23 protein-coding genes and 5 tRNA genes are annotated in these 24,131 nt (G+C 39.8%); 6 read left to right on the forward strand and 22 right to left on the reverse strand.

The window, feature by feature from the left end; translation table 11 throughout:
• Positions 1-46 precede the first annotated feature (46 nt).
• Positions 47-1,528: a sodium/proline symporter PutP gene (gene putP / locus CSV68_RS06310; protein WP_099633840.1), complete on the reverse strand. Its 1,482-nt coding sequence runs from the start codon at positions 1,526-1,528 to the stop codon at positions 47-49.
• A 227-nt stretch (positions 1,529-1,755) separates the two neighbouring features.
• Between putP and CSV68_RS06315 the strand changes: the two genes are divergently transcribed.
• The gene (locus CSV68_RS06315; RefSeq protein ID WP_099633839.1) at positions 1,756-2,079 is read left to right on the forward strand and encodes a YbjQ family protein; all 324 of its coding nucleotides are present in this window, start codon (positions 1,756-1,758) and stop codon (positions 2,077-2,079) included.
• A gap of 45 nt (positions 2,080-2,124) precedes the next feature.
• Here the strand turns inward: CSV68_RS06315 and CSV68_RS06320 are convergent, their stop codons facing one another.
• Positions 2,125-2,319, reverse strand: a complete 195-nt coding sequence (locus CSV68_RS06320) for a YwbE family protein (RefSeq protein WP_099633838.1) — start codon at positions 2,317-2,319, stop codon at positions 2,125-2,127.
• Between the two features lie 124 nt (positions 2,320-2,443).
• Between CSV68_RS06320 and CSV68_RS06325 the strand changes: the two genes are divergently transcribed.
• Positions 2,444-2,884, forward strand: coding sequence for a YtoQ family protein (locus CSV68_RS06325; protein ID WP_099633837.1), 441 nt, complete (start codon positions 2,444-2,446; stop codon positions 2,882-2,884).
• 242 nt (positions 2,885-3,126) lie between these two features.
• Positions 3,127-5,955, forward strand: a complete 2,829-nt coding sequence (locus CSV68_RS06330; protein WP_099633836.1) for an ATP-binding protein — start codon at positions 3,127-3,129, stop codon at positions 5,953-5,955.
• Between the two features lie 55 nt (positions 5,956-6,010).
• Here CSV68_RS06330 and CSV68_RS06335 read toward each other — a convergent pair whose 3' ends face one another.
• From CSV68_RS06335 to CSV68_RS06400, 14 genes are all read right to left on the reverse strand, one after another.
• Entirely contained in the window at positions 6,011-6,376 is a 366-nt protein-coding gene (locus CSV68_RS06335) for a response regulator transcription factor (protein ID WP_099661729.1), read from the reverse strand.
• Positions 6,377-6,391: 15 nt separating this feature from the next.
• On the reverse strand, positions 6,392-8,011 hold the full coding sequence (locus tag CSV68_RS06340) for a diguanylate cyclase (RefSeq protein WP_099661730.1): 1,620 nt from the start codon (positions 8,009-8,011) through the stop codon (positions 6,392-6,394).
• Between the two features lie 125 nt (positions 8,012-8,136).
• Positions 8,137-9,486 (reverse strand): phosphoglucosamine mutase, encoded by a 1,350-nt coding sequence (gene glmM, locus CSV68_RS06345; RefSeq protein WP_099633833.1) that lies wholly within the window; start codon positions 9,484-9,486, stop codon positions 8,137-8,139.
• Positions 9,487-9,538: 52 nt separating this feature from the next.
• Positions 9,539-10,519, reverse strand: coding sequence for a CdaR family protein (locus tag CSV68_RS06350; protein ID WP_099661731.1), 981 nt, complete (start codon positions 10,517-10,519; stop codon positions 9,539-9,541).
• The gene (gene cdaA, locus CSV68_RS06355) at positions 10,512-11,348 is read right to left on the reverse strand and encodes a diadenylate cyclase CdaA (protein WP_099630572.1); all 837 of its coding nucleotides are present in this window, start codon (positions 11,346-11,348) and stop codon (positions 10,512-10,514) included. The genes CSV68_RS06350 and cdaA overlap by 8 nt, the downstream gene beginning before the upstream one ends.
• 152 nt (positions 11,349-11,500) lie before the next feature.
• Complete coding sequence (locus CSV68_RS06360; protein WP_099633831.1) at positions 11,501-12,136, reverse strand: anti-sigma factor family protein; 636 nt, start codon at positions 12,134-12,136, stop codon at positions 11,501-11,503.
• Positions 12,137-12,148: 12 nt separating this feature from the next.
• Positions 12,149-12,712 (reverse strand): RNA polymerase sigma factor SigW, encoded by a 564-nt coding sequence (sigW, locus tag CSV68_RS06365; RefSeq protein ID WP_099633830.1) that lies wholly within the window; start codon positions 12,710-12,712, stop codon positions 12,149-12,151.
• Positions 12,713-12,893: 181 nt separating this feature from the next.
• The gene (gene rocF, locus CSV68_RS06370; protein WP_099633829.1) at positions 12,894-13,799 is read right to left on the reverse strand and encodes an arginase; all 906 of its coding nucleotides are present in this window, start codon (positions 13,797-13,799) and stop codon (positions 12,894-12,896) included.
• Between the two features lie 29 nt (positions 13,800-13,828).
• Complete coding sequence (locus CSV68_RS06375; RefSeq protein ID WP_099661732.1) at positions 13,829-15,934, reverse strand: sensor domain-containing protein; 2,106 nt, start codon at positions 15,932-15,934, stop codon at positions 13,829-13,831.
• 201 nt (positions 15,935-16,135) lie between these two features.
• Positions 16,136-16,210: transfer RNA gene (locus CSV68_RS06380), tRNA-Gln, on the reverse strand.
• Between the two features lie 37 nt (positions 16,211-16,247).
• Positions 16,248-16,332: transfer RNA gene (locus tag CSV68_RS06385), tRNA-Tyr, on the reverse strand.
• Between the two features lie 52 nt (positions 16,333-16,384).
• Positions 16,385-16,459: transfer RNA gene (locus tag CSV68_RS06390), tRNA-Glu, on the reverse strand.
• 13 nt (positions 16,460-16,472) lie between these two features.
• A tRNA-Thr gene (locus tag CSV68_RS06395) sits at positions 16,473-16,548 on the reverse strand.
• Between the two features lie 9 nt (positions 16,549-16,557).
• Positions 16,558-16,632: transfer RNA gene (locus CSV68_RS06400), tRNA-Asn, on the reverse strand.
• 176 nt (positions 16,633-16,808) lie between these two features.
• Between CSV68_RS06400 and CSV68_RS06405 the strand changes: the two genes are divergently transcribed.
• The gene (locus CSV68_RS06405) at positions 16,809-17,474 is read left to right on the forward strand and encodes a polysaccharide deacetylase family protein (protein ID WP_099633827.1); all 666 of its coding nucleotides are present in this window, start codon (positions 16,809-16,811) and stop codon (positions 17,472-17,474) included.
• 25 nt (positions 17,475-17,499) lie between these two features.
• On the opposite strand, the gene CSV68_RS06410 is transcribed toward CSV68_RS06405, so the two are convergent.
• Positions 17,500-18,189: a KinB-signaling pathway activation protein gene (locus CSV68_RS06410; protein WP_099633826.1), complete on the reverse strand. Its 690-nt coding sequence runs from the start codon at positions 18,187-18,189 to the stop codon at positions 17,500-17,502.
• A gap of 138 nt (positions 18,190-18,327) precedes the next feature.
• Here CSV68_RS06410 and gerD point away from each other — a divergent pair, with 138 nt between their 5' ends.
• On the forward strand, positions 18,328-18,918 hold the full coding sequence (gene gerD / locus CSV68_RS06415) for a spore germination lipoprotein GerD (RefSeq protein WP_099633825.1): 591 nt from the start codon (positions 18,328-18,330) through the stop codon (positions 18,916-18,918).
• A 22-nt stretch (positions 18,919-18,940) separates the two neighbouring features.
• Here gerD and CSV68_RS06420 read toward each other — a convergent pair whose 3' ends face one another.
• From CSV68_RS06420 to CSV68_RS06435, 4 genes are all read right to left on the reverse strand, one after another.
• The gene (locus CSV68_RS06420; RefSeq protein WP_099661733.1) at positions 18,941-19,999 is read right to left on the reverse strand and encodes an Mrp/NBP35 family ATP-binding protein; all 1,059 of its coding nucleotides are present in this window, start codon (positions 19,997-19,999) and stop codon (positions 18,941-18,943) included.
• A 76-nt stretch (positions 20,000-20,075) separates the two neighbouring features.
• Complete coding sequence (locus CSV68_RS06425; protein WP_099661734.1) at positions 20,076-20,789, reverse strand: N-acetylmuramoyl-L-alanine amidase; 714 nt, start codon at positions 20,787-20,789, stop codon at positions 20,076-20,078.
• Positions 20,790-20,971: 182 nt separating this feature from the next.
• Complete coding sequence (locus CSV68_RS06430) at positions 20,972-21,274, reverse strand: rhodanese-like domain-containing protein (RefSeq protein ID WP_099633822.1); 303 nt, start codon at positions 21,272-21,274, stop codon at positions 20,972-20,974.
• A gap of 78 nt (positions 21,275-21,352) precedes the next feature.
• Positions 21,353-21,943 (reverse strand): hypothetical protein, encoded by a 591-nt coding sequence (locus CSV68_RS06435; protein WP_099661735.1) that lies wholly within the window; start codon positions 21,941-21,943, stop codon positions 21,353-21,355.
• 157 nt (positions 21,944-22,100) lie between these two features.
• Here CSV68_RS06435 and hpaB point away from each other — a divergent pair, with 157 nt between their 5' ends.
• The gene (hpaB, locus tag CSV68_RS06440) at positions 22,101-23,540 is read left to right on the forward strand and encodes a 4-hydroxyphenylacetate 3-monooxygenase, oxygenase component (protein WP_099661736.1); all 1,440 of its coding nucleotides are present in this window, start codon (positions 22,101-22,103) and stop codon (positions 23,538-23,540) included.
• Between the two features lie 170 nt (positions 23,541-23,710).
• On the opposite strand, the gene CSV68_RS06445 is transcribed toward hpaB, so the two are convergent.
• On the reverse strand, positions 23,711-24,112 hold the full coding sequence (locus CSV68_RS06445) for a DUF3889 domain-containing protein (protein WP_233192874.1): 402 nt from the start codon (positions 24,110-24,112) through the stop codon (positions 23,711-23,713).
• Positions 24,113-24,131 lie beyond the last annotated feature (19 nt).

Here is a 24,131-nt window from a genome sequence, read left to right on the forward strand (position 1 = left end):
ACAAAAAGAGCTATCCGTGCACACTGTGCAGGATAGCTCTTTTCGTTTATTTTCCTTCTTCAATTAACTCTATTGTATCATCAAACTCTTTTTCAATAACCGAGTCATGTTTATACGTTATTTTACTTACTACAACCGCAACAAGAAGACAAATCACAAACCCTGGAACGATTTCATATAATGAACTCGATAAGAACTTGACGTTACCCCAAATACCGACTGTAATTGCACCAGTGATCATACCGTATAGCGCACCTTTAGCCGTTAATTTTCTCCAATATAATGATAAAAGGATGATAGGACCGAATGCCCCACCAAAACCTGCCCAAGCAAACGAAACCAACTTCAAGACAGATTCTTTATTTGGCCAAGCGAGCACCATTGCGACAATCGTCACGAGCAGAACAGCTAGACGACCTAAAAATACATAACGACTATCCGTAGCATTTGTTTTGAAAACCGCTTTATACAAGTCTTCAATCAACGCAGAGGAAGTCACAATCAATTGGGAGGATATCGTACTCATGATAGCTGCCAAGACTGCAGCTAGCATAATGCCTGCAATTAGCGGATGGAAGATAATCTGTCCTAGAACAATAAAGACTGTTTCTGGATCCGCTAAGTCTGCGCTATTTTGCTGAAAATACGCGATACCGATTAATGCAGTAGAAATTGCACCAATCAAACTTAGTATCATCCAACCAATCCCTATCCGTCTTGCACTTTTTGTCTCTTTAACTGAGCTGATTGCCATAAAACGGACGATAATATGCGGTTGCCCAAAGTAACCGAGTCCCCATGCAAGCGAAGAAATGATACCTACTACACTCACACCTGATACAAAGTTAAACAGCGAAGGATCAACTTCTCTAATACTCGCCGCTGTTTCAGAAAATCCACCTGTAATGAAAATACCAAATGAAGGCACTAAAATTAACGCTAAAAACATAATCAATCCTTGAACAAAATCAGTATAACTGACGGCTAAGAATCCACCAAATAACGTATAAGCTAGCACGACTACTGATACAATAATAAGCCCCGTATGATACTCTAATCCAAATGAACTTTGGAAGAACTTACCACCCGCTACCATACCTGAAGATACGTAGAACGTGAAGAATGACAAGATAATGATTCCTGAAGCTACTCGTAGTAAACGAGAAGTATCTTTTAATCTGTTCTCGAGAAAACTCGGAATCGTGATAGAGTTATTCGAGACTTGTGTATAGGCACGTAAACGTGGTGCCACAAACAACCAGTTCAAATAAGCACCTACCGTCAAGCCAATAGCCAACCATATTTCACCTAATCCACTTAAATAAATTGCGCCCGGTAATCCCATCAAAAGCCAACCCGACATATCGGAAGCTCCCGCACTCAGTGCTGTAACAGCCGGTCCGAGTGAACGTCCACCAAGCATATAATCCGTCAGGTTCGATGTACGTTTGAACGCATACCAACCAATGAACAGCATAGCCGCCATATAAACGATTATGGAAATAAGCTGATACATTTGTTCTGTCATACTATCATCTCCTTTTTTCTATCTATGTACTCATACTACCTGATAGGTAGCGAGCTTTGAACCTTTATTTCGAGACTCGTAGAATATGACTATTTTTCGATACGATTCCCTGGGAAATTACTTCATTTGACACAGAACAAATAAACGTTTTATTTTCACACTTTACATTTATTTGAAACCATTCGTTCTATCATAACGTATATATATAAACCAAAGGGGGAGATCGAATGTTACACACGACAACTAACATGCTACAAGGCCGGACAATTGAAACGTATCACGGGATCGTATCAGGAGAAACTATCATGGGAGCAAATATCGTACGAGATATTTTTGCATCTGTCACCGATATTGTAGGTGGACGCAGCGCTGCTTATGAAAGCAAACTAACTGAAGCACGTCAAACAGCCATTGATGAAATGTCCCAGAAAGCGAGTGCTATGGGGGCGAATGCTGTCATCGGTGTAGACTTAGATTTCGAAATGGTACGTGAAGGCATGATGATGTGTATCGCCACCGGTACAGCTGTTACGTATCGGGATGGAGAATAATCATTAATAGAAAAAAGAGAGGGTTTCCCCTCTCTCTTTTTTCTATTATCCTAATATTTCTGCTACGCGTCCAACTTGTCCGTCTTCAAGTCGCACTTTAATACCGTGTGGATGGAAGCTGGAATTGGTCAACAAATCTTTGACAACACCTTCTGTTTTCACTCCACTACGCTGATCTTTCTTTAAAATAACAGCTACACGTAACCCAGGTTTTACATCTGAACGATTTTGTCCATTCATATACTCATCTCTCCTCTTTTTATTCAGTGTACCATATTCATGAACTCTTTCTCCCCCAGTACATCGGATGAAGCAAGATCGGATGCATGGTACAATAAAGAATATCAAACTAGGAGGGGTTTTCATGCGATTAACAGTATACCTAGCTGGGGAAATTCACACGTCTTGGCGAGATGAAGTCAAACAACAAGCAAAGGATCTACAATTACCGGTAGATTTTGTCGGACCCATGGAAGACCATGACCGTTCAGACAACATCGGAGAAGAAATTCTTGGACAACAACCGGATAAAATCTTTAAAGATGCCGCAGCTTCAAGCCTCAACAACTTACGAACAGAACTATTAATGAAAAAATCAGATGTCGTCATCGCATTATTTGGTGAACAGTACAAACAATGGAATACTGCGATGGATGCCAGCGCAGCAGTCGCTTTCGGGAAACCACTCATTCTGATTCGTCAGGAAAATCATCACCACCCATTAAAAGAACTATCCCGTAAAGCACATGTTACGGTAGAATCGGTAGATCAAGCAGTTTTAGCATTAAAGTATATTTTCGAGTAACTATGTCATTGACTCGCTAGAGGACAAGCCTATTAAATTATCGGCTTGTCCTCTTTTTTCTCTACTGACTTCTATGATTACCACTTCAACTATCATTTACTTTTGGCTAGTCTTCATACATAATATTTTTGACCTATCACATCTCAAAAAAATAATTTCTTAACAGAAAATTCTATCTGTATATAACATGTCAAAATGGTAGAATAGGAGTAGTTGCGAAAGTGGGAAGGGGCAATCGGGTCGTGCAGAAAAAAGGAATTCGCCAACAATACATAAAAGTATTTATCGTATCAATAGTCATCGCGATCATCGGAATGGGTAGTATGTATTTCTATGCTAGTAGCTCTTGGGACGAACTAGAAGATCTACAGCAAGATTCAATAAATAAATCGGAATTGATTGAAGAAATATCCGATTCGATTCAAGATCTATTCTTTCGGATACGTGGTTACTACGCTTTTCAAATAGAGGAAGAACTAAACTTTGCTTATCAAGCAATCGAAGACATACATTCTTATTCCAGTGAATTTAAATCTCTTCCACTAAATGCAGACGAACAGCAAATCATTGACGAAATCGATAACTTCTTGATGGAATACGAAAATGTCACCCTTCCAAAAGCGATTCATTTTGTTGAAGATGATGATTATGATGGATTACAGGAATTGGCAAAGAGTGGTACCAACCTAACCGTCAACAGTTTCCTTAAATATGCTAATGAATACGAAGATTCTTCAAAGGAAAAGATGAAACTCGCATACGATAATACGATGCAACAAACTAAAGCATTCTTTTTGATTATCACCATCTTCGGCTTTACCTTCTTGCTTATTCCAATCTATATGGTTTGGAACGTTATCAACCGGGTGGTTAAGCCGGTAGAGGATATCACGCGTGCAGCAGATCAGTATGAAACAGAAGGTACCGTCTTATTCCAGCCTATTCAGTCAGAGAATGAAATCGGTGCTCTCTCGCAATCCATTCATAAAATGATGGAACGTATACAAATGAATGAGCAAGAGCTTCTTGCCCAAAATGAAGAGTTGATTACACAGCAAGATGAATTATTCAATCGCCAGACTAAAATGGAATTCGCTTTATCTGAAGCTCGATTTACCCGTATTCGTTTAGAACGTTACAACGGTTTGAGTCATATTTTATCATTCTCGTTGGATAAGCAAGAAGTATGCGACCAAACTTCCGACTATTTAAATAAAATCTATCAATCCGATTTAAGTTTTCTTTGGCTTCCTAAAAGTGAAATTCATACGTTGAAAGGTATTTCACAACAGTTTTTCAATGAAATTAAACAAGAACGGCTAGATTATATAAAAATCCGACTTGAAACAGAGCCCTATTTTATCATCAAACGAGAAGCAGTATATGAAAAAGGAATAGCTGACAGTACTACGTATGTCTATGATTTTGTGACAGGTATCTACAATGTCGCCAACGAATTAAGTGTCGTTTCCGTTCTCTCGCGTATCGGCAAGCCGTTTACGGATGACGACCAAAAAGATTTATACGGTTTGCTTAAACGAATTGCGATTGCGGTGGACCGGATTGAGCAATACGAACTCATTAGTCATGAACGTCAATTGAATCAGAATATCTTGGATAACATCAATGAAGGAATTCGTTTCGTTTCAAATACAAGTGAGGGCGATAAGTATAATACAGCCTTATTTGATTTACTTGGCATGGAACCGGAAACGGAACATAAGGCATGGCCAAGAGAAGAGTGGACAGAGTATTTCCTGAAGCAAATTAATGACCCTGTTCAATACAAAGCATTTCTTGATGAGGCAATCCGATCCGAATCCACGGAATTCATAAATAACCACTATACACTATCATTGCCTTCTAAAAAGTCTCGGGTTATGAATGTGTATAGTGTCCCAATTATTATTCAACAAGAAAAAGTGGGTACGATTTTCGTACACCGTGATATAACGCATGAACACGAAGTCAATAAAATGAAAACAGAATTGGTGTCGACTGTCAGTCACGAGTTACGAACTCCTTTATCAAGTATACTCGGATTCTCTGAGCTTTTACTGAATAAAGATATGGATGAGCAACGCCAAAAACGCTATCTTGAAACTATTCACAGCGAAGCAAACCGATTGACCGCCCTTATCAATGACTTCTTAGATTTACAGCGGATGGAATCAGGGCGTCAATCATATTCAATAGAAGATGTATCGGTTAATACAGTAGCTGAAAAGGCTGTATCCTATTTGAGAATACAATCCCCTCGCCATACTTTAAAGATTCAAGATCTCACATATTCATCTATAGTCAGAGCGGATTATGATCGTGTACTGCAAGTATTCATGAATTTAATTGGAAATGCTATTAAGTTTTCTCCTGAAGGTGGAAATGTCAATATTACGCTGTTAAATCAACAAGACGCAATTGTCGTTTCCATAGCGGATGAAGGGATTGGCATCCCTTCAGATACTATTGGACATCTATTTGAGAAATTTTATAGATTCGATAATAGTTATAGTAGAAAAATTGGCGGTACCGGTCTAGGTTTATCTATATGTAAGGAGATTATACAAGACCATAACGGACAGATTTGGGTAAGTTCTGAAGAAAACGTAGGGACGACAATCTTCTTCTCCCTTCCTTTGAAACAGCAGTTGCCAATAGAAAAGATTGACTACGACAAACCTTTAATTGTCATAGTAGAAGATGATGTGAATATTTCATTATTACTAGGTGAAGAGTTAGCAAGCAATGGATTTTCAGTCATTCATCATTCCAAAGTAAACAAAGCATTTGTATGTATTGAAAAACTGCAACCGGCTGCAGTCGTCGTCGACCTTATGCTAGAAGAAGGTGAAAACGGTTGGGATCTAATTAGCCAAATGAAAGAACATACTAAAACTAAATCAATCCCGATTGTTATATCTTCTTCATTGGAAAAAGAACCGTTACTGATGAAAAAGTTCCATATTAGTGAGTATTTGACGAAGCCTTATCCTCTTAGCGATTTATCATCCATTATTATGGAAACAATAGAACGATCTGATGGACTGATTTTATATCCAGAGAACAACTAAAAAGAACGTCCTTTTCCTTACGGAGAGGACGTTCTTTTTTAGTTATGTACTGTAATTAAAATAGCGACTTAACTAATTCTACTAATTCACTCGGGCTAAATGGTTTGGGTACAAAGTAAGAGGCCCCTTTGGCTAAAGCAGTATCCTGATCCGCTTGCTGTGCCTTCGCAGTAAGCATAATGATAGGTGTTGTTAGTTGTAACGATTGTAGACGTTCCAATAATTCTACCCCCGTCATACGTGGCATCATATAATCTAAAAGAATGGCGTCATATGAATTTCTTTGAATTTTTTCCAAAGCTTCTACCCCATCTTCTGCTTCTTCTACTTGAAACCCTTCAAATTCCAAAGTGTCCGTGAGCAACATGCGTAAAATATCTTCATCGTCTACAACTAACACTTTTTTTCCTATATGAGTCAAAGTGGGCACCTCCTTCTATTCTCTTTTATCAAATAAACGATTAGCTAATTTATCAATTCTTCCGAGGACTTCTGATGGTTGAAATGGCTTAATAATATAGTCATCTGCTCCAAGCCAAAGAGCTGCTTTAATATCATTTGCACTTTTTCTAGCTGTCATCATGGATACTGTGACGTTTGTTTTAGCATGGTCGCTCTTTAATCGACTTAATACTTCTAGACCATCCATTTTTGGCATGACACCATCAAGTAGTACGATGAAATATGCGTCTGGGCTGTACCAGTCATCTTCCAGAAACGAAGGGCCGTCAGCATACGTCTTCACTGTAATATCAATGTCCGAGGACTTTAACTCCATCAACGTTTGCTGAAGGATCTGCCTAATGAATGAGTCGTCATCTACAATAATGACAATCAACTTTCTCTTCACTACCCGTTTTCTCTGGTCGTAAATTACAGTTTGATTTCGCCCTGAACGCTTTGCTTCGTAAAGAGCCTGGTCAGCTGCAGATATCAAGTTTGCAGTATTCCCCTTATATGTCGCACTGCCCGCGGAGAAGGTTACTTGGAACGTCTCTTCATTAGAAGTGAATATAGTGTCATTAAATTTTTCCCGAATGTGATCGACGGCATGTACAGTATCTTCTGCTTTGATTGTATCAAATAATAAAGCAAACTCTTCCCCACCATAGCGGAATACGTAATCACCTTCACGTTTTTCTTCTTTAATGATTTCACCGAACTTCCTTAGAACTTCATCGCCGACAGGATGTCCATACAGATCATTTACTTGTTTAAAGTGATCCAAGTCTATTATGACCAGTGAGAAAATCACTTCGGATTGATCGGCTTTTTTAGCCAATGTATTAATAGTCTCGTCGAAGTAGCGTCGATTACCTACACCCGTCAAACTATCTGTAATCATACTGCTACTGACCGCATGTTGACACATTTGTCTATTGAATAAATAAGGGAAAAAGATATCCAAATCAAAAGGTTTAGGTATTAAATCCATGGCCCCTCTACGATATGTTTCAATTAGAATTTCTTTTGTAACCTCTTCACTCGAGATAGCTAAAGTCGTATTTTTTTGCCGCGCGGGTTCTGCAATTTGATCAAGTACTTCAAAACCTGTCATATCAGGCAACTTCGCATCTATGATGACAATACTTGGTCTCATAGAGTAAAATTGTTCAATTCCGCGCTTCCCATTTAATGAAATAATTACTTGAGCTCCAAGCTTCTCGAGCAACTCCTTTAAATTGGATACAAATTCTAAGTCTTGATCAATAATTAGAACGAAAGTCTCTTGATCAAGACGGTTGACGTAACTATCCGGTAATTGAAATTCTTCTTTTTTCACAGTAATGGTATCATCAAAATGCGAACGAATACGATTCTTCAAATTTTCTAATGAAGAAACGGGTATTTTCTGATCGTTGGAAGATGTTAGAATCTCTAATTGTGACGCACAAAAGAGAGACAACTGTTGCAACCCGATTGTCCCAGACGTTCCCTTCAATTTATGAAGAAAATAATACAACTCTCTTTCCGTTAAACTACCACGCGCTTTCCACTCTTCAAAGATATTCTCTGTTCGTTGTGCAAGCATATTCTGATATTTTTTTTGACTCACTGTTTTCCTCTCCGTTCAGCGGAAGCATTCCCATTTCGGCCTGTACTTCTGATTCCCCGGTATTCTACTTCTATAAAAAGAGAGCTGGTAATATAGAATTCCCTATTACCAGCTCAACAATATATTTACTCTAGACCCATTTCTTCTTTCACTACTTGTGAAATTCGATCTGCATAGTCTGCACATTGTGCTTCGGTTTCAGATTCGACCATTACACGGACGAGTGGCTCCGTACCCGAAGGTCGTACAAGAACTCTTCCCTGGCCGTTCATTTCTTTCTCTACTTCATTAATAACTCCAACGATACGCATATTATCCATTACCGCATATTTATCCATTACACGAATATTAGTTAATTTTTGCGGATACACTTTCATTTCACTAGCTAATTCCGAAAGTTTTTTACCTGTTTGCTGCATGATATTGACGAGTTGCAATGCTGTCAGTAAGCCATCGCCTGTTGTATTATAATCCATGAAAATAATGTGACCTGATTGCTCTCCACCAAGATTATAATGATTTTTACGCATCTCTTCTACGACGTACCGATCCCCTACAGCTGTTTGAACACTCTTCATGCCGAATTCTTCTAGAGCTTTATAGAAGCCCAGATTACTCATCACAGTAGAGACAATAGTATCTGATTTTAATCTGCCCTTGCTATGTAAATATCGAGCAACAATGAACATAATTTGGTCACCGTCAACAATGTTTCCTTTTTCATCAACAGCGATGAGACGATCTCCATCACCATCAAATGCTAAACCGATATCAGCACTTTTTTCTACTACAAGTGCTGCAAGTGCTTCGGGGTGTGTAGACCCAACACCATCATTAATGTTCAAGCCATTTGGAGAAGCACCCATTGTGGTTAAGTCTGCATCCAAGTCCGCAAAAACATGGGTTGCCAAGACCGAAGTTGCACCATGTGCGCAATCAAGTGCCACATGGATATTCTCAAAGTCCTCATCGACAATTTGTTTCAGGTATTGAATATACTTTTGACCGCCTTCAAAGTATTCCGTAATGGTTCCAACATTCCCACCAACCGGACGAGGCAATGTATCTTCTTCTGCATTCAATAGCTGTTCGAATTCTTCTTCCTGTGCATCAGTCAGTTTAAAACCGGTTTCCCCAAAAAACTTAATTCCATTATCTTCAACCGGATTATGTGAAGCTGAAATCATCACACCTGCTTGTGCGTTCATGACACGTGTTAAATAGGCTACGCCTGGTGTACTGATTACGCCTAATTTCATAACTTCCACGCCAACAGATAATAGACCTGCTATTAGCGCATTCTCAAGCATTAAACCAGAAATCCGTGTATCTCTTCCTACTAATACTTCTGCTTTTCCTTCTACATCTTTAGTAAATAAATATCCACCGATTCTTCCTAATTTAAATGCCAGTTCAGGTGTAAGTTCCTTGTTCGCTACACCTCTGACGCCATCTGTTCCAAAATACTGTGTCATGTTGTATTCTTCCTTTCGATCTTATCTTAGTAGATCATGTTTGGTACGTGCTTTACGATTCTTTAGTATCATCCGTCTTTTTCGATACGTCGGATATTTCACCTGAAACCTTCACCTGGATTTTTAATTTAGCAGGTGTCACTTTAGTAATTCCTTCTGGCTTTTTCACATCTACTTCCACTTTCCCGGATTTATCTATTTTATCTATATCCAGTTCTACTGGAATATCTTTAATTGCGTCCACTGAATTCTTTGGACCGTACATACGAATGAATTGAACTTCGGGTACGGCACTTTCAATCGTTATTCCATCCGGAGATTGTCCCTTTTGTTGCAACTTCAACGGAATTTCACGACTATATTCCTGAATATCCACTTTGACGGTGACTTCTTCCGGATCTAATGCAACGGATAGCTTATTCAAGTCCCGATCCAACACACGAACACGTGACTTTTGCTCAAAAGGCTTATCTAGGCTACCGTCACTAGCAATAGAGACCTTTACGAAACTAATGGCATCCACCACGCTTTTCGCACCTGTAACATTAATTGAAGAGGGTTGGACGCCCATGCTTTTCACTTCATAGCCTTCTGCTAGCAATCTAGTATTCATCTCTGGATCAACACGAAATGATTGAGTTACCTTTTCCTCAATATTGATAGTAACTGTTGCAGGGTCTAGCCGAACATCCAGTTTATCTGATAAATTTTCTGCTTGTATACGCACACTATGTTCACCAAGTGTCAAGTTTTGCAAGTCTAATTTCAATGTAAAGTCCTTTAGCAATTTAGTAGTCTGTACAATTTGGGCGGGTCCTTCAATTGTCATATTGACCATGTCAGGTACTCCGGTTACTACTAAATTTTCCGTATCGTAGTATACTTCTACGGGTACGTCTTGCATGAGATCAAACACATCGCCTATTGTATTACGACTTGATTGGTCCTCTGCTTTTACTGATAAAAACAGCATAATTGCTAAAAACAGAGCAGTCAGTCGTAGAAACCAGGGGCTATCCATGAATTTATCCATTTTTTCTCTTCCCCCACTTCCATAGAGAAGTATCTGTTTGTCCTGTAGTGTTACCGAACCATGAAATACGTAATAGCTTTTCAAATTCCTCGATATCTAATTTTCGGTTAATTTCCCCATCCGCAGCCAGACTTATAGCACCCGTTTCTTCGGAAACAATGATAGTTACCGAATCAGTGACCTCACTGATACCAAGTGCCGCACGATGTCGTGTACCGAGCTCTTTAGAAATAAACGGACTTTCCGACAAAGGTAAATAACAACCCGCAGCAGCAATACGATTTTTCGTCACAATGACTGCACCGTCATGTAGCGGTGTGTTTGGAATGAAGATATTAATGAGAAGCTCGGAAGTAATATGTGAATTCATGGGGGTGCCTGTTTCGATATATTCACTAAGACCTGTTTCCTTCTCAATCGTGATTAACGCACCAATACGTCGCTTCGCCATATAACTAACGGATTTGACGAATGCCTCAATTAGTCGATCACGTTCTTCTTCCTCCTGCATAGCAGTCCGCGCAAAGAGTCTGCCCCGTCCTAGCTGTTCTAACGCTCTACGCAATTCTGGCTGGAATATAATGATTGCAGCCAAAAAACCGAATCGCAGTACTTCTTCCATCATCCATTGAAGTGTCTTCAAACCGAGCCATTCCGTAATATAGCGACCGATTAAAATCACAAATATACCTTTTAATAATTGGACAGCTTTTGTTCCTTTAATAATGGTAATTAATTTATATAGTACGAACCAAACAAGAAGCACATCCACAATATTTTTCAGTATTTCTATTGGTGCTAACGTTGTTGCTTGCTCCAAACCCGGCATGTGCTTCCCCTACCTTTTAAAAAAGTTCTTATAAATTTAGTATAACATAATTCCCAACTGACATGCCCAACTAAAGGGTATTGTACGTCTGAGTGAAAATTAAAAAAGTGATGCATAAGCCCGTAAGCCGCATCACTTTGTAATTTATTTTATCACTCATTTTCAAGCTTTTCTTCTTTCGACGCAGGGATAATTTCCTTTGCCACAGATTTCATCTTATACCACAGCCAATCAAAGATTTCATTGATTTCTTCACTTGATCCCGTTATAACCGCAGTCGAAGCCATATACTTAGAACCTCTAATGACCGTGACATCGCCATCAACCTCTCCTTCTATTCGAAGGTTCCCATTCTTCACGACAAGGTCTCCAACAACTGTTTCGCCTGCCGGTACAACAACCGTTTCTCCCTCAACAACCAGATTAGGCTGTTTCGTAAACGAAAACTGCTGTTCATTTTCAAAACTCGAGAAGAAAGATGCACTCATCAGTAGTAAAAACATCGCAGCCGCCACCATAAATGGATGTTGACGTAACCACTTATTCGGACCTTTCTTAACCGTCTGTCTTGGCAATCTTGCAGTCACGCCATTGACAAAACCAGTGGGTGCTTCCACTACATCTACAGCCTTAAATAAAGTAACGGTTTGCTCTAGTTCCTCAAATGTTTCTCTGCACTCAACACATAACTTCAAATGTTCGTTCATAATCTGCTCTTCTTCATTGGTGATTTCACCATCTAAAAACGCATGCATATAATGGACAACATGTTTAGGACATTTTTCCATGAATCTAACCTCCTACATACTCCCCATTTGTTGCCGAAGCGCTTCTCGTCCTCGATGTACTCGTGTTTTTACTGTGCCGAGTGGCATCTCCAAGATGTCAGCGATTTCCTGCAACTGTAGGTCTTCCATATATCGTAAAATAATAATCGTGCGGTATTTATCGGGCAGCCTGTTTACTTCATATTGAACACGATCTTTCATTTCCATCTTTTCTACTTCTTCTTCAGGTAACTGTTGTACCATTGCGATTTGCGAATACATGTCCAAGCCTTCAGTCCCTGGAACTGTAGCATCCAAGTAGTAATCGGGTTTTTTCTTACGTATACGATCAATACATAAATTGGTGGCAATACGATACAACCAAGTAGAAAATTTCCGCTTTTGATCATAGGTTTCCAAATTTACATAAGCGCGCACAAAGGCTTCTTGTGCAATATCTTCCGCCTCTGCTGCATTGTTCAACATTCGGTAGCAAACTTGATATAGACGGTGTTGAAAATGGATGACGATTTCCTCAAAAGCTTCCTGATTACCATGTAAAACTTCTTTTACTCGTTTGTTAATTAATTCGTCCAATAGGCTTCACTCTCCGCTCTCATGCGGCTGTCCCTTTATATACGTTAGAAACTACATTTGGTTTCACTTTTTTCATTTATTATGTCCATCTCTACTTTATCATTATTCAGACTATCAGTGATAGCGATTTCCTTAATACAAAAAGTGATCAAAACCCGCAGGCTTTAATCACTTCAACGAATTATAGTAGTTTTTCACCAAATAATGATCCCATCAGGCCGACTGCCACATCAGCTGTCTTATTGTACTTGTCGAGTATAGGATTAACCTCAACGAATTCCGCGGATGTAACAACATTTGCATCTTCTAGCAATTCCATAGCCAGATGACTTTCACGGTATGTGATCCCACCTGGCACCGGCGTTCCAACTCCCGGTGTATACAATGGATCCAAACCGTCCAAGTCTAATGACAAATGAACACCATCTACTTTTCTTGATGCAAAATATTCAAGTGTTTGCTGTATGACCGCTGACATTCCGTAACGGTCGATTTCGTGCATAGTAAATACTTTTACGCCTTTTTCTTTAATCAATTGTCGTTCACCAGGATCTACTGAGCGTGCTCCAATGATTACCACGTTTTTAGGATTGATTTTCGCTCCCTCACTATGCACATTTACCAATTGGTCATGTCCCAGCCCCATACTGACCGCAAGCGGCATACCATGGATATTTCCTGACGGAGATGTTTCGCTCGTATTCATATCTGCATGCGCATCATACCAAATAACACCAAGATTTTTATAGTGTTCCGTCAACCCTGCAAGTGTACCTATTGCAATACTATGATCTCCACCAAGCACTAATGGAAACTTTTTGTCCTTTACTATGGCTGAAATTTTCGCAGCAAGCTCTTCAGTCGCTTCTGTCACTTCCGTTAAGTTCTTCAATCCTGCTTCATTACACGATAGATCATGAATAGGAGAAACCGAAATATTCCCTTCGTCTGTTACATGATGCCCCAATGCCTGCAGGCGATCTACCGCTCCTGCATAGCGAATCGCGCTTGGTCCCATATCTACTCCACGCCGGCTCTGACCAAGATCCACGGGGACTCCGATTAAAGAAATGTCTAGTTCGCGCATAGTTATCCTCCCACCTGATATTCATATTTTTATGTAGAACGGTATTCTCTAATTTCACTCGCGCCTTCTAGTGACATCGGTCGGCCGTAATAATAGCCTTGCCCTTCACGGCACCCTAACTCATAGAGCATTTTTACTTGCTCAGGTAGTTCTATTCCTTCTGCCACTACATTCAATCCCGCCGTATCCGCAAGAGTTACAATCGCTTTGACAATAGCTTGACTGTTTTCATTTTCCAATATATCCCGAACAAAAGACATATCAATTTTTAACGTATCGGCTGGAAGCTCTTTAATATAGCTGAATGTACTATAACCTGTACCGAAGTCATCAATCGCAACAGTAATGCCTTCACTGCGGAGCCTTTGAATGGATTCTTTCATGCCATCCGTATCCATAAATGAACTTTCTGTGAGTTCTAATTCTAACATCTCAGGTGGTACATGGTATTCTTTAATGATATTCAATACAGAGTCAACAAAGCCCTCTTCTTTCATTTGGATTGTTGAGACATTCACAGCAAACCGATATGTTTCACCAGCCGCAGCTTCTATCTCTGCACGCCTACATACTTCACGCAAGATCCATTCTCCAAGTGGTATGATGATTTTCGTTTCCTCAGCGAGCGGAATGAATTTATTAGGCGGAATAATACCTAAATCCGGATGTTTCCAACGTACAAGTGCTTCTACGCCAGTCAACTTACCTGTATCCAGTAACACTTTCGGTTGATACTCAAGATAAAAATGTTGTTGTTGCACGCTTTTTCTCAATTCATTTTCCAACAAAATTCGCTCTAATGACATCTTTGAAGTACCCGGCTCGTACATTACTGTATCGCCGCCACCTTGTAACTTCGCCTTACCTAATGCCAATGTAGCTTTAGTAACCAAATCGGAAGGTTGATTGGCGTGTTCGGGATACAAAGACACACCACAACTTATAGACAATGTGTAGTTTTGTTTTCCAACTTGGATAGGTTGTTCCAAAAAAGTACGAATCTCCTCCGCATGATTGAAGAACTCTTCTCTGTCCTTCAATCCGGATATGATGAATGCGAATTCATCTCCCGCAATACGGGCTAACAGGCTTTCAGGACCTGTTCTCTTTTTCAGTCGTTCTCCAACCATTGCCAATAAATAGTCTCCCGCTTCATGCCCAAGTAAATCATTTGCATAGCGTAGACGATCAATATTCATATGAACAAGTGCAAATAATTGATTGCGGGTACGTGCTCTTTCAAATGCCAAAGCCATCTGTTCTCTAAATGAATTTCTGTTCATTAAGGAAGTCAATTGGTCATTATAGACTAGATACTTAATTTTCTCGTCTGATTTCACACGTTCTGTAACATCTCGCATGACGACTAAAAGTTTGTCTTCATATTCAATCAATTCCTTTACTTCATCAATCTTGGCCTCCATAATATGTAATCCATTTCTACTATCTAAAAAAGAAAACTCCAAATTAAGTGATTGGCGTTGATATCCTCCAAATTGCAAAATTTTCTTTTCTACTTTTTGACGATTTTTCTTATAGATATAAGAATACAATGAATTGGAATATAGTTCGTCCACTGAATGTCCAAGAAGCTTCTGAAAAGAAGGAGAAACATAGTAGAACTTCCCTTGCCGATCAATGATCGCAATATAATCAGATGCATTATCCGTAATAATTTCGTAAAGATCCGCATTTTTTTGGATCTCTAGTTCCATTTTCTTTCTCTCGGAAATGTCATAGCGAATTGCGATGTATTGATAAGGTTTTCCTTTACCATTTAAAAATGCAACAATCGTTGTGTCTACCCAGTAAGTTGACCCATCCTTAGCACGATTGCATATATCGCCACGCCAAGTATTACCCGTCCCGATTGTTGACCACATCTCTTTAAAGAATGCTGCGTCATGATAACCTGAGTTTACAATACGTTGATTAGCGCCAATTAATTCTTCCCTTGAATATTTTGAGATTTTTTCAAAGTGTTGGTTGGCATATTGAATCGTTCCTTTTGAGTCAGTGATTACGACGATAGCTGCCTGTTCTAATGTATAGGCAATATCACTAAGAACCTTTTGTAATTCTTTTTCACTACTAGACTTAACAAATACATCCATACCGTTTAGAAACTCTTGCATAGCTATATCACAATCCCTATATCTGGTTATTTTTTATTGTCCATACAAGATAAACTACCTATATGTGTTACAGATTATTATACATGATAATTGTAATTGTTCTATATGATTAAGTATTTTACACAACAAAAAACCCTTTATTATTTATTAATAATAAGGATTCGACGGATTTATTATTGAATTGTAGGTACTTTAATAAAATGGCTGGGGTAGCTGGATTCGAACCAACGAGTGACGGAGTCAAAGTCCGTTGCCTTACCGCTTGGCTATACCCCAATGTATAGCTGGTTAGTTTTTAAAGGTGAAACAAAAATGGTGGTGGGGGACGGATTCGAACCGCCGAACCCGGAGGGAGCGGATTTACAGTCCGCCGCGTTTAGCCACTTCGCTACCCCACCTAGTTAAAATTACGATAAGCTTCGCATTGCTGTTTTTCTTTTAAAAGTTAATTGGTGACCCCTACGGGATTCGAACCCGTGATACCGCCGTGAAAGGGCGGTGTCTTAACCGCTTGACCAAGGGGCCATGATAGTCTTCATGGAGCTTCCAGCCGGACTCGAACCGGCGACTTCTTCCTTACCATGGAAGCACTCTACCTGCTGAGCTATGGAAGCATAAAAAAATGGCTCCGCAGGTAAGACTCGAACTTACGACCGATCGGTTAACAGCCGATTGCTCTACCACTGAGCTACTGCGGAATAATAATAATATGTTTAGTACGCTTGACGACAAAAACCATTATAGCATGCTTGCTAACTCTGTGCAACAGATACTTTTAAATCACTCAAGCTTTTTTAATTATAGTGGGCTTAGTCATAGACGTCAAGAGTTTTTCATACAATAGTTTAGACTTCACATAATTAAGGAGATTGGCATGATAAAAAAACTTCTCTTCCTTTTTGTATTGATTGCAATATTCTTAGCTTTCGTTCCCCAATTGGCCAAGCCTTCTTCTACCTTGAAGACAGTTTTCCGATTGACTGAACAACCTGCAGTGATAGTGAAAGGTATCCAAGGTTCGGCATTGACCATTAATATTTCATTCGGTGAAAAAGAAGTGGAGGAACTTCTTGAAAACCTGTCGCAGCCCTATCCTCTATTATTTATCGATAGTGACTGGGCTTCACGCTTCCCTCACATTACAGAGAAAATTAAGCAACGTTCTCTTCCTGTCGCATTACTCGGCACTGAGGGTCAACAGTATGAAAGTGATTCCAATCTTTTAAGCGAGCAACTTCAAACGTTTGAAGAGTTGTTTAGCATGCGTCCTCTTTGGTTCCGGACGACAGATGAAGAATTCCCCTTAACACTCCTACAAGAATTGAACGAAGCAGAAATCAATGCTTTAGGATCTACCGTTCATTGGTCTGGCGGCACACTACCGAAGGCTGCTAAGGGAGAAATTATTGCCGTTCCATATGCTCAAAATGAACACGTAGCGATAGCTGATATTCAGCGACTAATTGCCAGCCGTACTTTTCAATCTGTAGAAGACTTGTTATTTCAGTCAACTGTGAAAACAAAAAAAATTCCACAATAAAAAACTGACGGGAGATGATCTCCTGTCAGTTCTTTTTAGATTTCTCTACTTGTTTCTTCGTCTTTTTTCTTTCATTTCTACGTTTATCCAGCTTTTCTTTATCAATATCGGATTGCTTATTGTATTTAGGCAATACTAATAATTGATAAGCATTCACTGCGAGTAGTGGGAATAAAAGAATGGTTACCCATTCATCTTTATTACCTGAAGTAACCATAAGTGCCGGCAACCATTCAAGCGTCGTGATGACAATCATGAAAAATAATGCAGAAATCAATGCATGTTTTTTCGTCCACTGTGCTTTGAAGTACGCTGTCACTACGGATACTGCAATCAAAGTAATCAGTAAGAAAATATACAGAACCGTGCGGCTCGTATCTGCTTTCGTCAATTGGAAGCGGAAGAAAACTAAGTCAAACAGCACGACTACTATGATCAGCATTTGAACCCAGTTCCACAAGGTAAGTGTACGGAACATATTGACACCGAACTGATGAACGGTCAAATAGGCGAAGAAGCCCATCTGCGCGACTACACTCATCGTAAATCCTAAGAAAATCATCCATAAAAAGGCACCAAGAAATTGCCAGATCTCGCCTGCCTGTAAGTATCCATAAAAAAAGTCCCAACGTACAATTAGACCGACAACCGCTGTAATCGCTCCGCCAATTGCCATTGCGCGTAAGAAAAATTTAACCCAATTTCGTATTGTCACAGCACTGTTCCCCTTTTTATCATGTCCATCCTAGTGTATCAACGATCGACAAAAAAATCTATTTCATTGAACGATTCATGCATATTCCTTCTTATATTGTGAACAATAAATGAAAATACAAGTGGAAGGTTGAGTGGAATGAAAAAATTTGCTGTTCTTTTTCTATTCCTTCTATTTCTTACAGGTTGCAGCGGAGGTCATCAGGCGGCACCAAGCTATGATGAGATGAAAAAGATGATGACAGATGCAATCCAGACGGAAGACGGAAAAAAGGCACTCCGTAAATTGATGACAGATCCCGAATTCAGGGAGTTACTAGTACTTGAACAACCCGAGGTCAAGCAGAGCATTGAAAATGTATTGCTTTCTAAAGAAGGCGAACGTTTTTGGAAAACAGCTTTTGAAGATCCAAAATTCACCGAATCCATCGCAAAAAGCATGAAAAAGCAACAAGCGGATATCATGAAAGATTTGATGGGAGACGCTTCTTTTCAAAAAGAAATGGAGAAGTTTTTTGGTCAACCAGACATGATGAAACAAATGGAGAACATCGTGAATTCAGCAACGCTCAAGAAGGAAATGGAGAAGGCCATAGAGGATACAATCAATAGTCCCCTCATGCAAGCGAAGTGGCAAGAACTGATTATGAAGGCAGGAAAAGGTGCTGGAGGGGAATCCGCTAAAGATGGCGGTAAAGAAGAAGAAAAAACAGACGAAGAAGGAAAATAATCCTTTCTTCGTCTGTTACATTTTATTTTTCTATTTTTTTAATTACCGTATCAGCAACATCTAAATAGATTTTTCCTATCGGATGATCTTCTGCATAGACGGAAGGTGCAAAATCCGTTTCGTTCCAGTCAGGCTGACCGAGAGGGATTTGTCCTAATAATTCAGTACGAAGTTCTTCAGAAAGACGAACACCGCCGCCTTGCCCAAAGACATACTCTTTCTCGCCTGTCGCTTTCGATGCGAACCAAGACATGTTTTCAATAACTCCGAGTAACTCATGTTCAGTCTGTAACGCCATCGCCCCTGCGCGTGCTGCAACGAATGCTGCTGTTGGGTGTGGAGTAGTAACGACAATTTCTTTTGATGCTGGAATCATTTGATGAATATCAAGCGCTACGTCACCTGTTCCTGGTGGTAAGTCAAGCAACAAGTAATCCAACTCGCCCCAGTCCACGTCGCGGAAAAATTGATCCAACACTTTCCCAAGCATAGGTCCACGCCATACAACGGGTGCATTATCTTCAACAAAGAAGCCCATTGAAATCACTTTAACACCAAAACGTTCTACCGGCATGATGCGATCTTCCCGTACTTCAGGCATAGCTGTAATACCCATCATATCCGGTACACTGAATCCATAAATATCCGCATCGATCAAGCCAACTTTTTTACCCCGTCTGGCTAGGGCTACTGCTAAGTTAACGGAGACCGTAGACTTCCCTACGCCTCCTTTACCAGATGCAATCGATATAAATTCAATATTGGATACGGGGGATAAGATATCTTGTGTTTCCGCTTCAGTAACAGTACCACGGAATTGCTCTAATACTTCTTTAGGCAACTCTTCAAATCGAATACCTACTGAGTCGGCACCTGCTTCTTTCAACACTTCTACTACTTTTGATTGTAGCGTCAATTGCTCTCCGGTATTCACTTTCGCAATCGCGACTTTAACACTGACGTGTTCTTTCTCTGGTTTAATGGTTACATCCACAATACCATTCGTTTCTGCCAATGTTTTATGTAAAAACGGATCTTCCAATGCGCCAATCAGTTCACGGACTTGTTGTTCATTAATCAAATTCAACACTCCTTAATGAATTCATTCACTCCTTTTCAGTATATCATATTCCCTATTTACCCAAACGTCATATGCTTCATTGCTCATCAGTAAGTTGATATTTCACTATTCCATCTACGATCGCCGCAGCTACTTTTTTCTGATACGATTTATTTGCCAACAGTTTTCTTTCTTCAGGATTGGACAGGAAACCCGTTTCTACCAATACAGCTGGAACCGGTACTTTTTTCAATAAATAGACCCCTGTGATTTTCATAGCTTCCCGCTCAGTATTTTTCAACTGATCACGCAATTCATTTTGGATTGACGTCGCCAATTGCTTACCTTCCGGATGACCACCTGGATGATAGAATACTTGCGCCCCTCTCCAACGTTCTTCTGGTATCGCGTTAACGTGCACGCTAATAAACATATCCGGCTTCGAATCGACTGCCATGCTTTCACGCAGTTTCAAGTCAGCGAACTTTCTGCTTCTCAACGAAGTAAACTTCTCGGATGGCGCATGTTCTGCTACTGCATCTCCACTTTTCTCCCTCGTCATTTCTACAGTTGCACCTTTTTTCTTTAATAGTTTACTCACTTCATGGGAAATGTTTAACGTAATATCTTTTTCAATAAGTTCGCCTGCCGAAGCACCTCCGTCTTCCCCACCATGTCCAGGGTCAATGAGGATACTTACCCCACCAAGCTCCGAGGGCAGAAAGAAACCACGATCAGATGCTTTGACTCCATATAAAACTCCACCTAATGAGAAAATTATTAGCAACCCTGCTACAAGCCACTTTTTCATACAGACACCGCCTTTTTCTTTCACTATACGCTTGGACTTTTAAGGTTATGTCTACACTGTAGCGGATTAGTGAATTAGAGGACGGGATGCATCGTTGCGCTGTGTTCCAACTTCAATCCCTTTTAATAAAAAAAGCTGTCGCAAGAAGTTTTCACTTCTTACGACAGCTTTCGTTTAGTCTATTATTTTGTTTCGCCTTCCCATGCTAGCATGCCGCCTAACATGTTTGTTACATCAAAACCTTCGTCTGCCATAAGCTCTTGTGCACGGCCACTTCTGCCGCCTGAACGGCATACTAAGATGTAAGGTGTTTCTGCATTCAAGTCATGCATTTCGATAGGTAGATTGCCGAGAGCGATATGTTGTGCACCTGGAATCATGCCTTCCGATACTTCATCATCTTCACGTACATCAATGATATTGAGTTCTTTACCGCTTTCCAATTGCTCTTGTACTTCTTTTGCAGTCAATTCTTTTAAAGTCATGAATGATATCCTCCAAAGTGTTTAATGTACTCTTATTCTATCTTGCTAGGTCAAGCATTGTCTATTGAAATGAACTAATTAGAGTTGCTGTAATTCTTTCATTGTATGCCCACAATTTTCCCATAATCTAGTTGTGTCCGCCACTTCGACAATCGCAGGGATATAGCGTTCGGATTCTTTTATAGGCAGTTCCAGACCAGATACAAATAAAGACAGTTCCATCATGAAGTCGCCGCCACTTACTTGTAGATTATATACTAGTTCAGAGACTTCTTCGTCTACATCCAATTGATTACCGAAGTCCTCTTTCAACATATTCTTTACTAGTAACTGCTCTGGCGTTTCTTGAAAATACTCTTCGTCAATGTAACGTAGTAATTCTTCTTTTCCCGGTACATAATATGGCTTTCCAGCTACAATTCTTTTCAAGTTTTCCTTTTCATCTTTTTCGCTTGTCGCTTCAGCTACAAATTCATTTGATTGAATATAGACAAAGCTTTCCTCTAGTTTTTCTTTCACCCGCGTAGACTGCAAATAGCTTTCTATTTCATCCAATGAAACCTTTTCTTCGTTTTGATCATTGTAAATTTCAACAACTTTTTCAATAGGCACAATCCCATATAAATTTGTGCACGCCACGATATACTTCATTGCCAATTCTTCATCCATTTATCAACACACCTTTCGCTTATCCCGATAAATTCCCTATGTACTCTTTCTGTATTGTATCAAAACTATTGTCTCTTGTTCAAAACGAGAACTGTTTTGATCATTCAGGACGATGTCATAATATACTATAGTAACTAGAAAATTCAGGAGGAATGATATGGGCGCTATAAATGGCAATGAATTTGTCCGTAGAATGGATGAGCAGAATACTGAGATTTGGCTGGATGGTCAACAATTGAAAGGACCTATTTCTAAACACCCTGCTTTCAAAGGACTTATAGAAACGAAAGCTTCTCTATATGATTTACAACTATCACCTTCACACAGTTCTCGCATGACATACACTTCTCCCGTCACCAATGAGCAAATTGGCCTTTCTTACTTACAACCGAAAACCAAAGCGGATCTACAGAAACGTAGAGTAATGACCGAAGAATGGGCAAGACTTTCCTGCGGCTTACTTGGTAGAAGTCCCGATTATCTTAATACCGTCATTATGAGTTTCGCCTCTTCTTCTCCTCACTTGCTCGGCAAGGAAAACTGTTTTCCAGAACATATTCAAGCGCTGTATGAACGAGCAAGAGAAGAGGACCTATCCTTTACACACACCTTCATTACACCACAAACCAATCGATCTCAAAGTGCCTTTCACACTTCAGATGAACCCATTTCCGCAAAGATTGTAGATAAGACATCAGAAGGTCTCATCATTAAAGGAGCTAAGCTACTTGCAACACAGGGCGGCGTGACGGATGAAGTATTGGTGTTCAGCACGCCTTCATTTCTTGGAGATTCTGATGAAGCTTTCGCCTTTTCAATTCCTTCCGCTACAGAAGGTTTACGTTTTCTTTGTAGAGAGTCATTCGTAGGCGGGAGTTCCACATTCAATCACCCTCTGAGTTCAAGGTTTGAAGAAATGGATGCTGTAGTTGTTTTCGATAATGTTCTCGTCCCATGGGATCGTGTATTCTTTCATCACAATCGCGAAGTAGCTTCGGAGTTTTTTTCTATGAGTTCATTCCATCCTTTTGCTACACATCAAGTCATTACAAGACAGATTGTCAAAACAGAGTTTATGCTGAATTTGGCAGAGCAGCTCGTCCAAACAATTAATGTATCTGAATATCTCCACATTCAGGAGAAACTATCAGAAATAATTATTGGGCTCGAAACGATGAAAGCACTACGAGATAAATCTGAAGCCGATGCAGCCCTCAATCAATGGGGATACATGTGTCCAAGTGAAATACCACTTCAAGTCGCTAGTAATATTTTTCCGAAAGTCTACCCACGTTTCAGTGAGATCATCCAACTAATCGGTGCGAGTGGGATGGTGGCGTTACCTACAGATAGAGATTTCCAATCGTCCATTCAACCTGATCTCGCAAAGTACTTACAAGGAGCTACGAAACCCGCGATAGAACGTGTACAACTATTTCGATTAGCTTGGGATTTAACAATGAGTTCGTTCGGCACAAGACAAACACAATATGAACGATATTTCTTCGGTGACCCGGTTCGCCTATCAGGTCACCTATACCGATCCTATCCGAAAGATGCAGGGCAGGAAATGATACGCCATTTACTTTCAGATTAAATAAGATTCAGGTAATTAGGCATTGTTATTTCCATGTACACCATCCGCCACGCATATCTATCACAAGCGATATATCAATGATATCTTGACCCCCAATTTCTTTCATCAGAAAGACTCTGAATAAATCAACGCCCCTACGCCAGATTATATGGTATAGGGGCGTTGTTTTATTAAACAGGTATTTCTTGAAAGTCGATGCGAATAAATTTACCTGTTTCAGCTGAATAGGTGACAGTCACGATCACACCAAATTCTCGTTCGTCCTCTTTTAACCAAAGTTGAAACTTCTCCACACTTGTGACTTTCTTTGAATCGGTAGCGATATGCAAATAATCCTTGATATCTGCCTGGGGATATCTGAGCATCGTTTGCTTGATAGCAAGTCTTGACCATTTCGCATATGCCGGCACTTCCACTTTACTGAGTGTAGCAATTGGCGCATCACTAGTACCCGACCCACTTGTCAATAACACTCCAAGTGCCAAACCTAATTTTGCAAAGATGGCGCACACCTCCTTCAAGAATAGCATGCGCTGTTTATAACCAATCGATTCTAAATAAAAAACATCCAACTAAAATCGTCAGATGTTT

The sequence above is a fragment of the Sporosarcina sp. P29 genome, assembly GCF_002743265.1.
Classification (GTDB): domain Bacteria; phylum Bacillota; class Bacilli; order Bacillales_A; family Planococcaceae; genus Sporosarcina.

Excerpts from the sequence above, each read along its gene's own strand:
- putP (WP_099633840.1), bottom strand. The coding sequence starts at position 1,528 with ATGACAGAACAAATGTATCAGCTTATTTCCATAATCGTTTATATGGCG.
- CSV68_RS06315 (WP_099633839.1), top strand. The coding sequence starts at position 1,756 with ATGTTACACACGACAACTAACATGCTACAAGGCCGGACAATTGAAACG.
- CSV68_RS06320 (WP_099633838.1), bottom strand. The coding sequence starts at position 2,319 with ATGAATGGACAAAATCGTTCAGATGTAAAACCTGGGTTACGTGTAGCT.
- CSV68_RS06325 (WP_099633837.1), top strand. The coding sequence starts at position 2,444 with ATGCGATTAACAGTATACCTAGCTGGGGAAATTCACACGTCTTGGCGA.
- glmM (WP_099633833.1), bottom strand. The coding sequence starts at position 9,486 with ATGACACAGTATTTTGGAACAGATGGCGTCAGAGGTGTAGCGAACAAG.
- CSV68_RS06350 (WP_099661731.1), bottom strand. The coding sequence starts at position 10,519 with ATGGATAAATTCATGGATAGCCCCTGGTTTCTACGACTGACTGCTCTG.
- cdaA (WP_099630572.1), bottom strand. The coding sequence starts at position 11,348 with ATGCCGGGTTTGGAGCAAGCAACAACGTTAGCACCAATAGAAATACTG.
- CSV68_RS06360 (WP_099633831.1), bottom strand. The coding sequence starts at position 12,136 with ATGGAAAAATGTCCTAAACATGTTGTCCATTATATGCATGCGTTTTTA.
- rocF (WP_099633829.1), bottom strand. The coding sequence starts at position 13,799 with ATGCGCGAACTAGACATTTCTTTAATCGGAGTCCCCGTGGATCTTGGT.
- CSV68_RS06375 (WP_099661732.1), bottom strand. The coding sequence starts at position 15,934 with ATGCAAGAGTTTCTAAACGGTATGGATGTATTTGTTAAGTCTAGTAGT.
- CSV68_RS06405 (WP_099633827.1), top strand. The coding sequence starts at position 16,809 with ATGATAAAAAAACTTCTCTTCCTTTTTGTATTGATTGCAATATTCTTA.
- gerD (WP_099633825.1), top strand. The coding sequence starts at position 18,328 with ATGAAAAAATTTGCTGTTCTTTTTCTATTCCTTCTATTTCTTACAGGT.
- CSV68_RS06425 (WP_099661734.1), bottom strand. The coding sequence starts at position 20,789 with ATGAAAAAGTGGCTTGTAGCAGGGTTGCTAATAATTTTCTCATTAGGT.
- CSV68_RS06430 (WP_099633822.1), bottom strand. The coding sequence starts at position 21,274 with ATGACTTTAAAAGAATTGACTGCAAAAGAAGTACAAGAGCAATTGGAA.
- CSV68_RS06435 (WP_099661735.1), bottom strand. The coding sequence starts at position 21,943 with ATGGATGAAGAATTGGCAATGAAGTATATCGTGGCGTGCACAAATTTA.
- hpaB (WP_099661736.1), top strand. The coding sequence starts at position 22,101 with ATGGGCGCTATAAATGGCAATGAATTTGTCCGTAGAATGGATGAGCAG.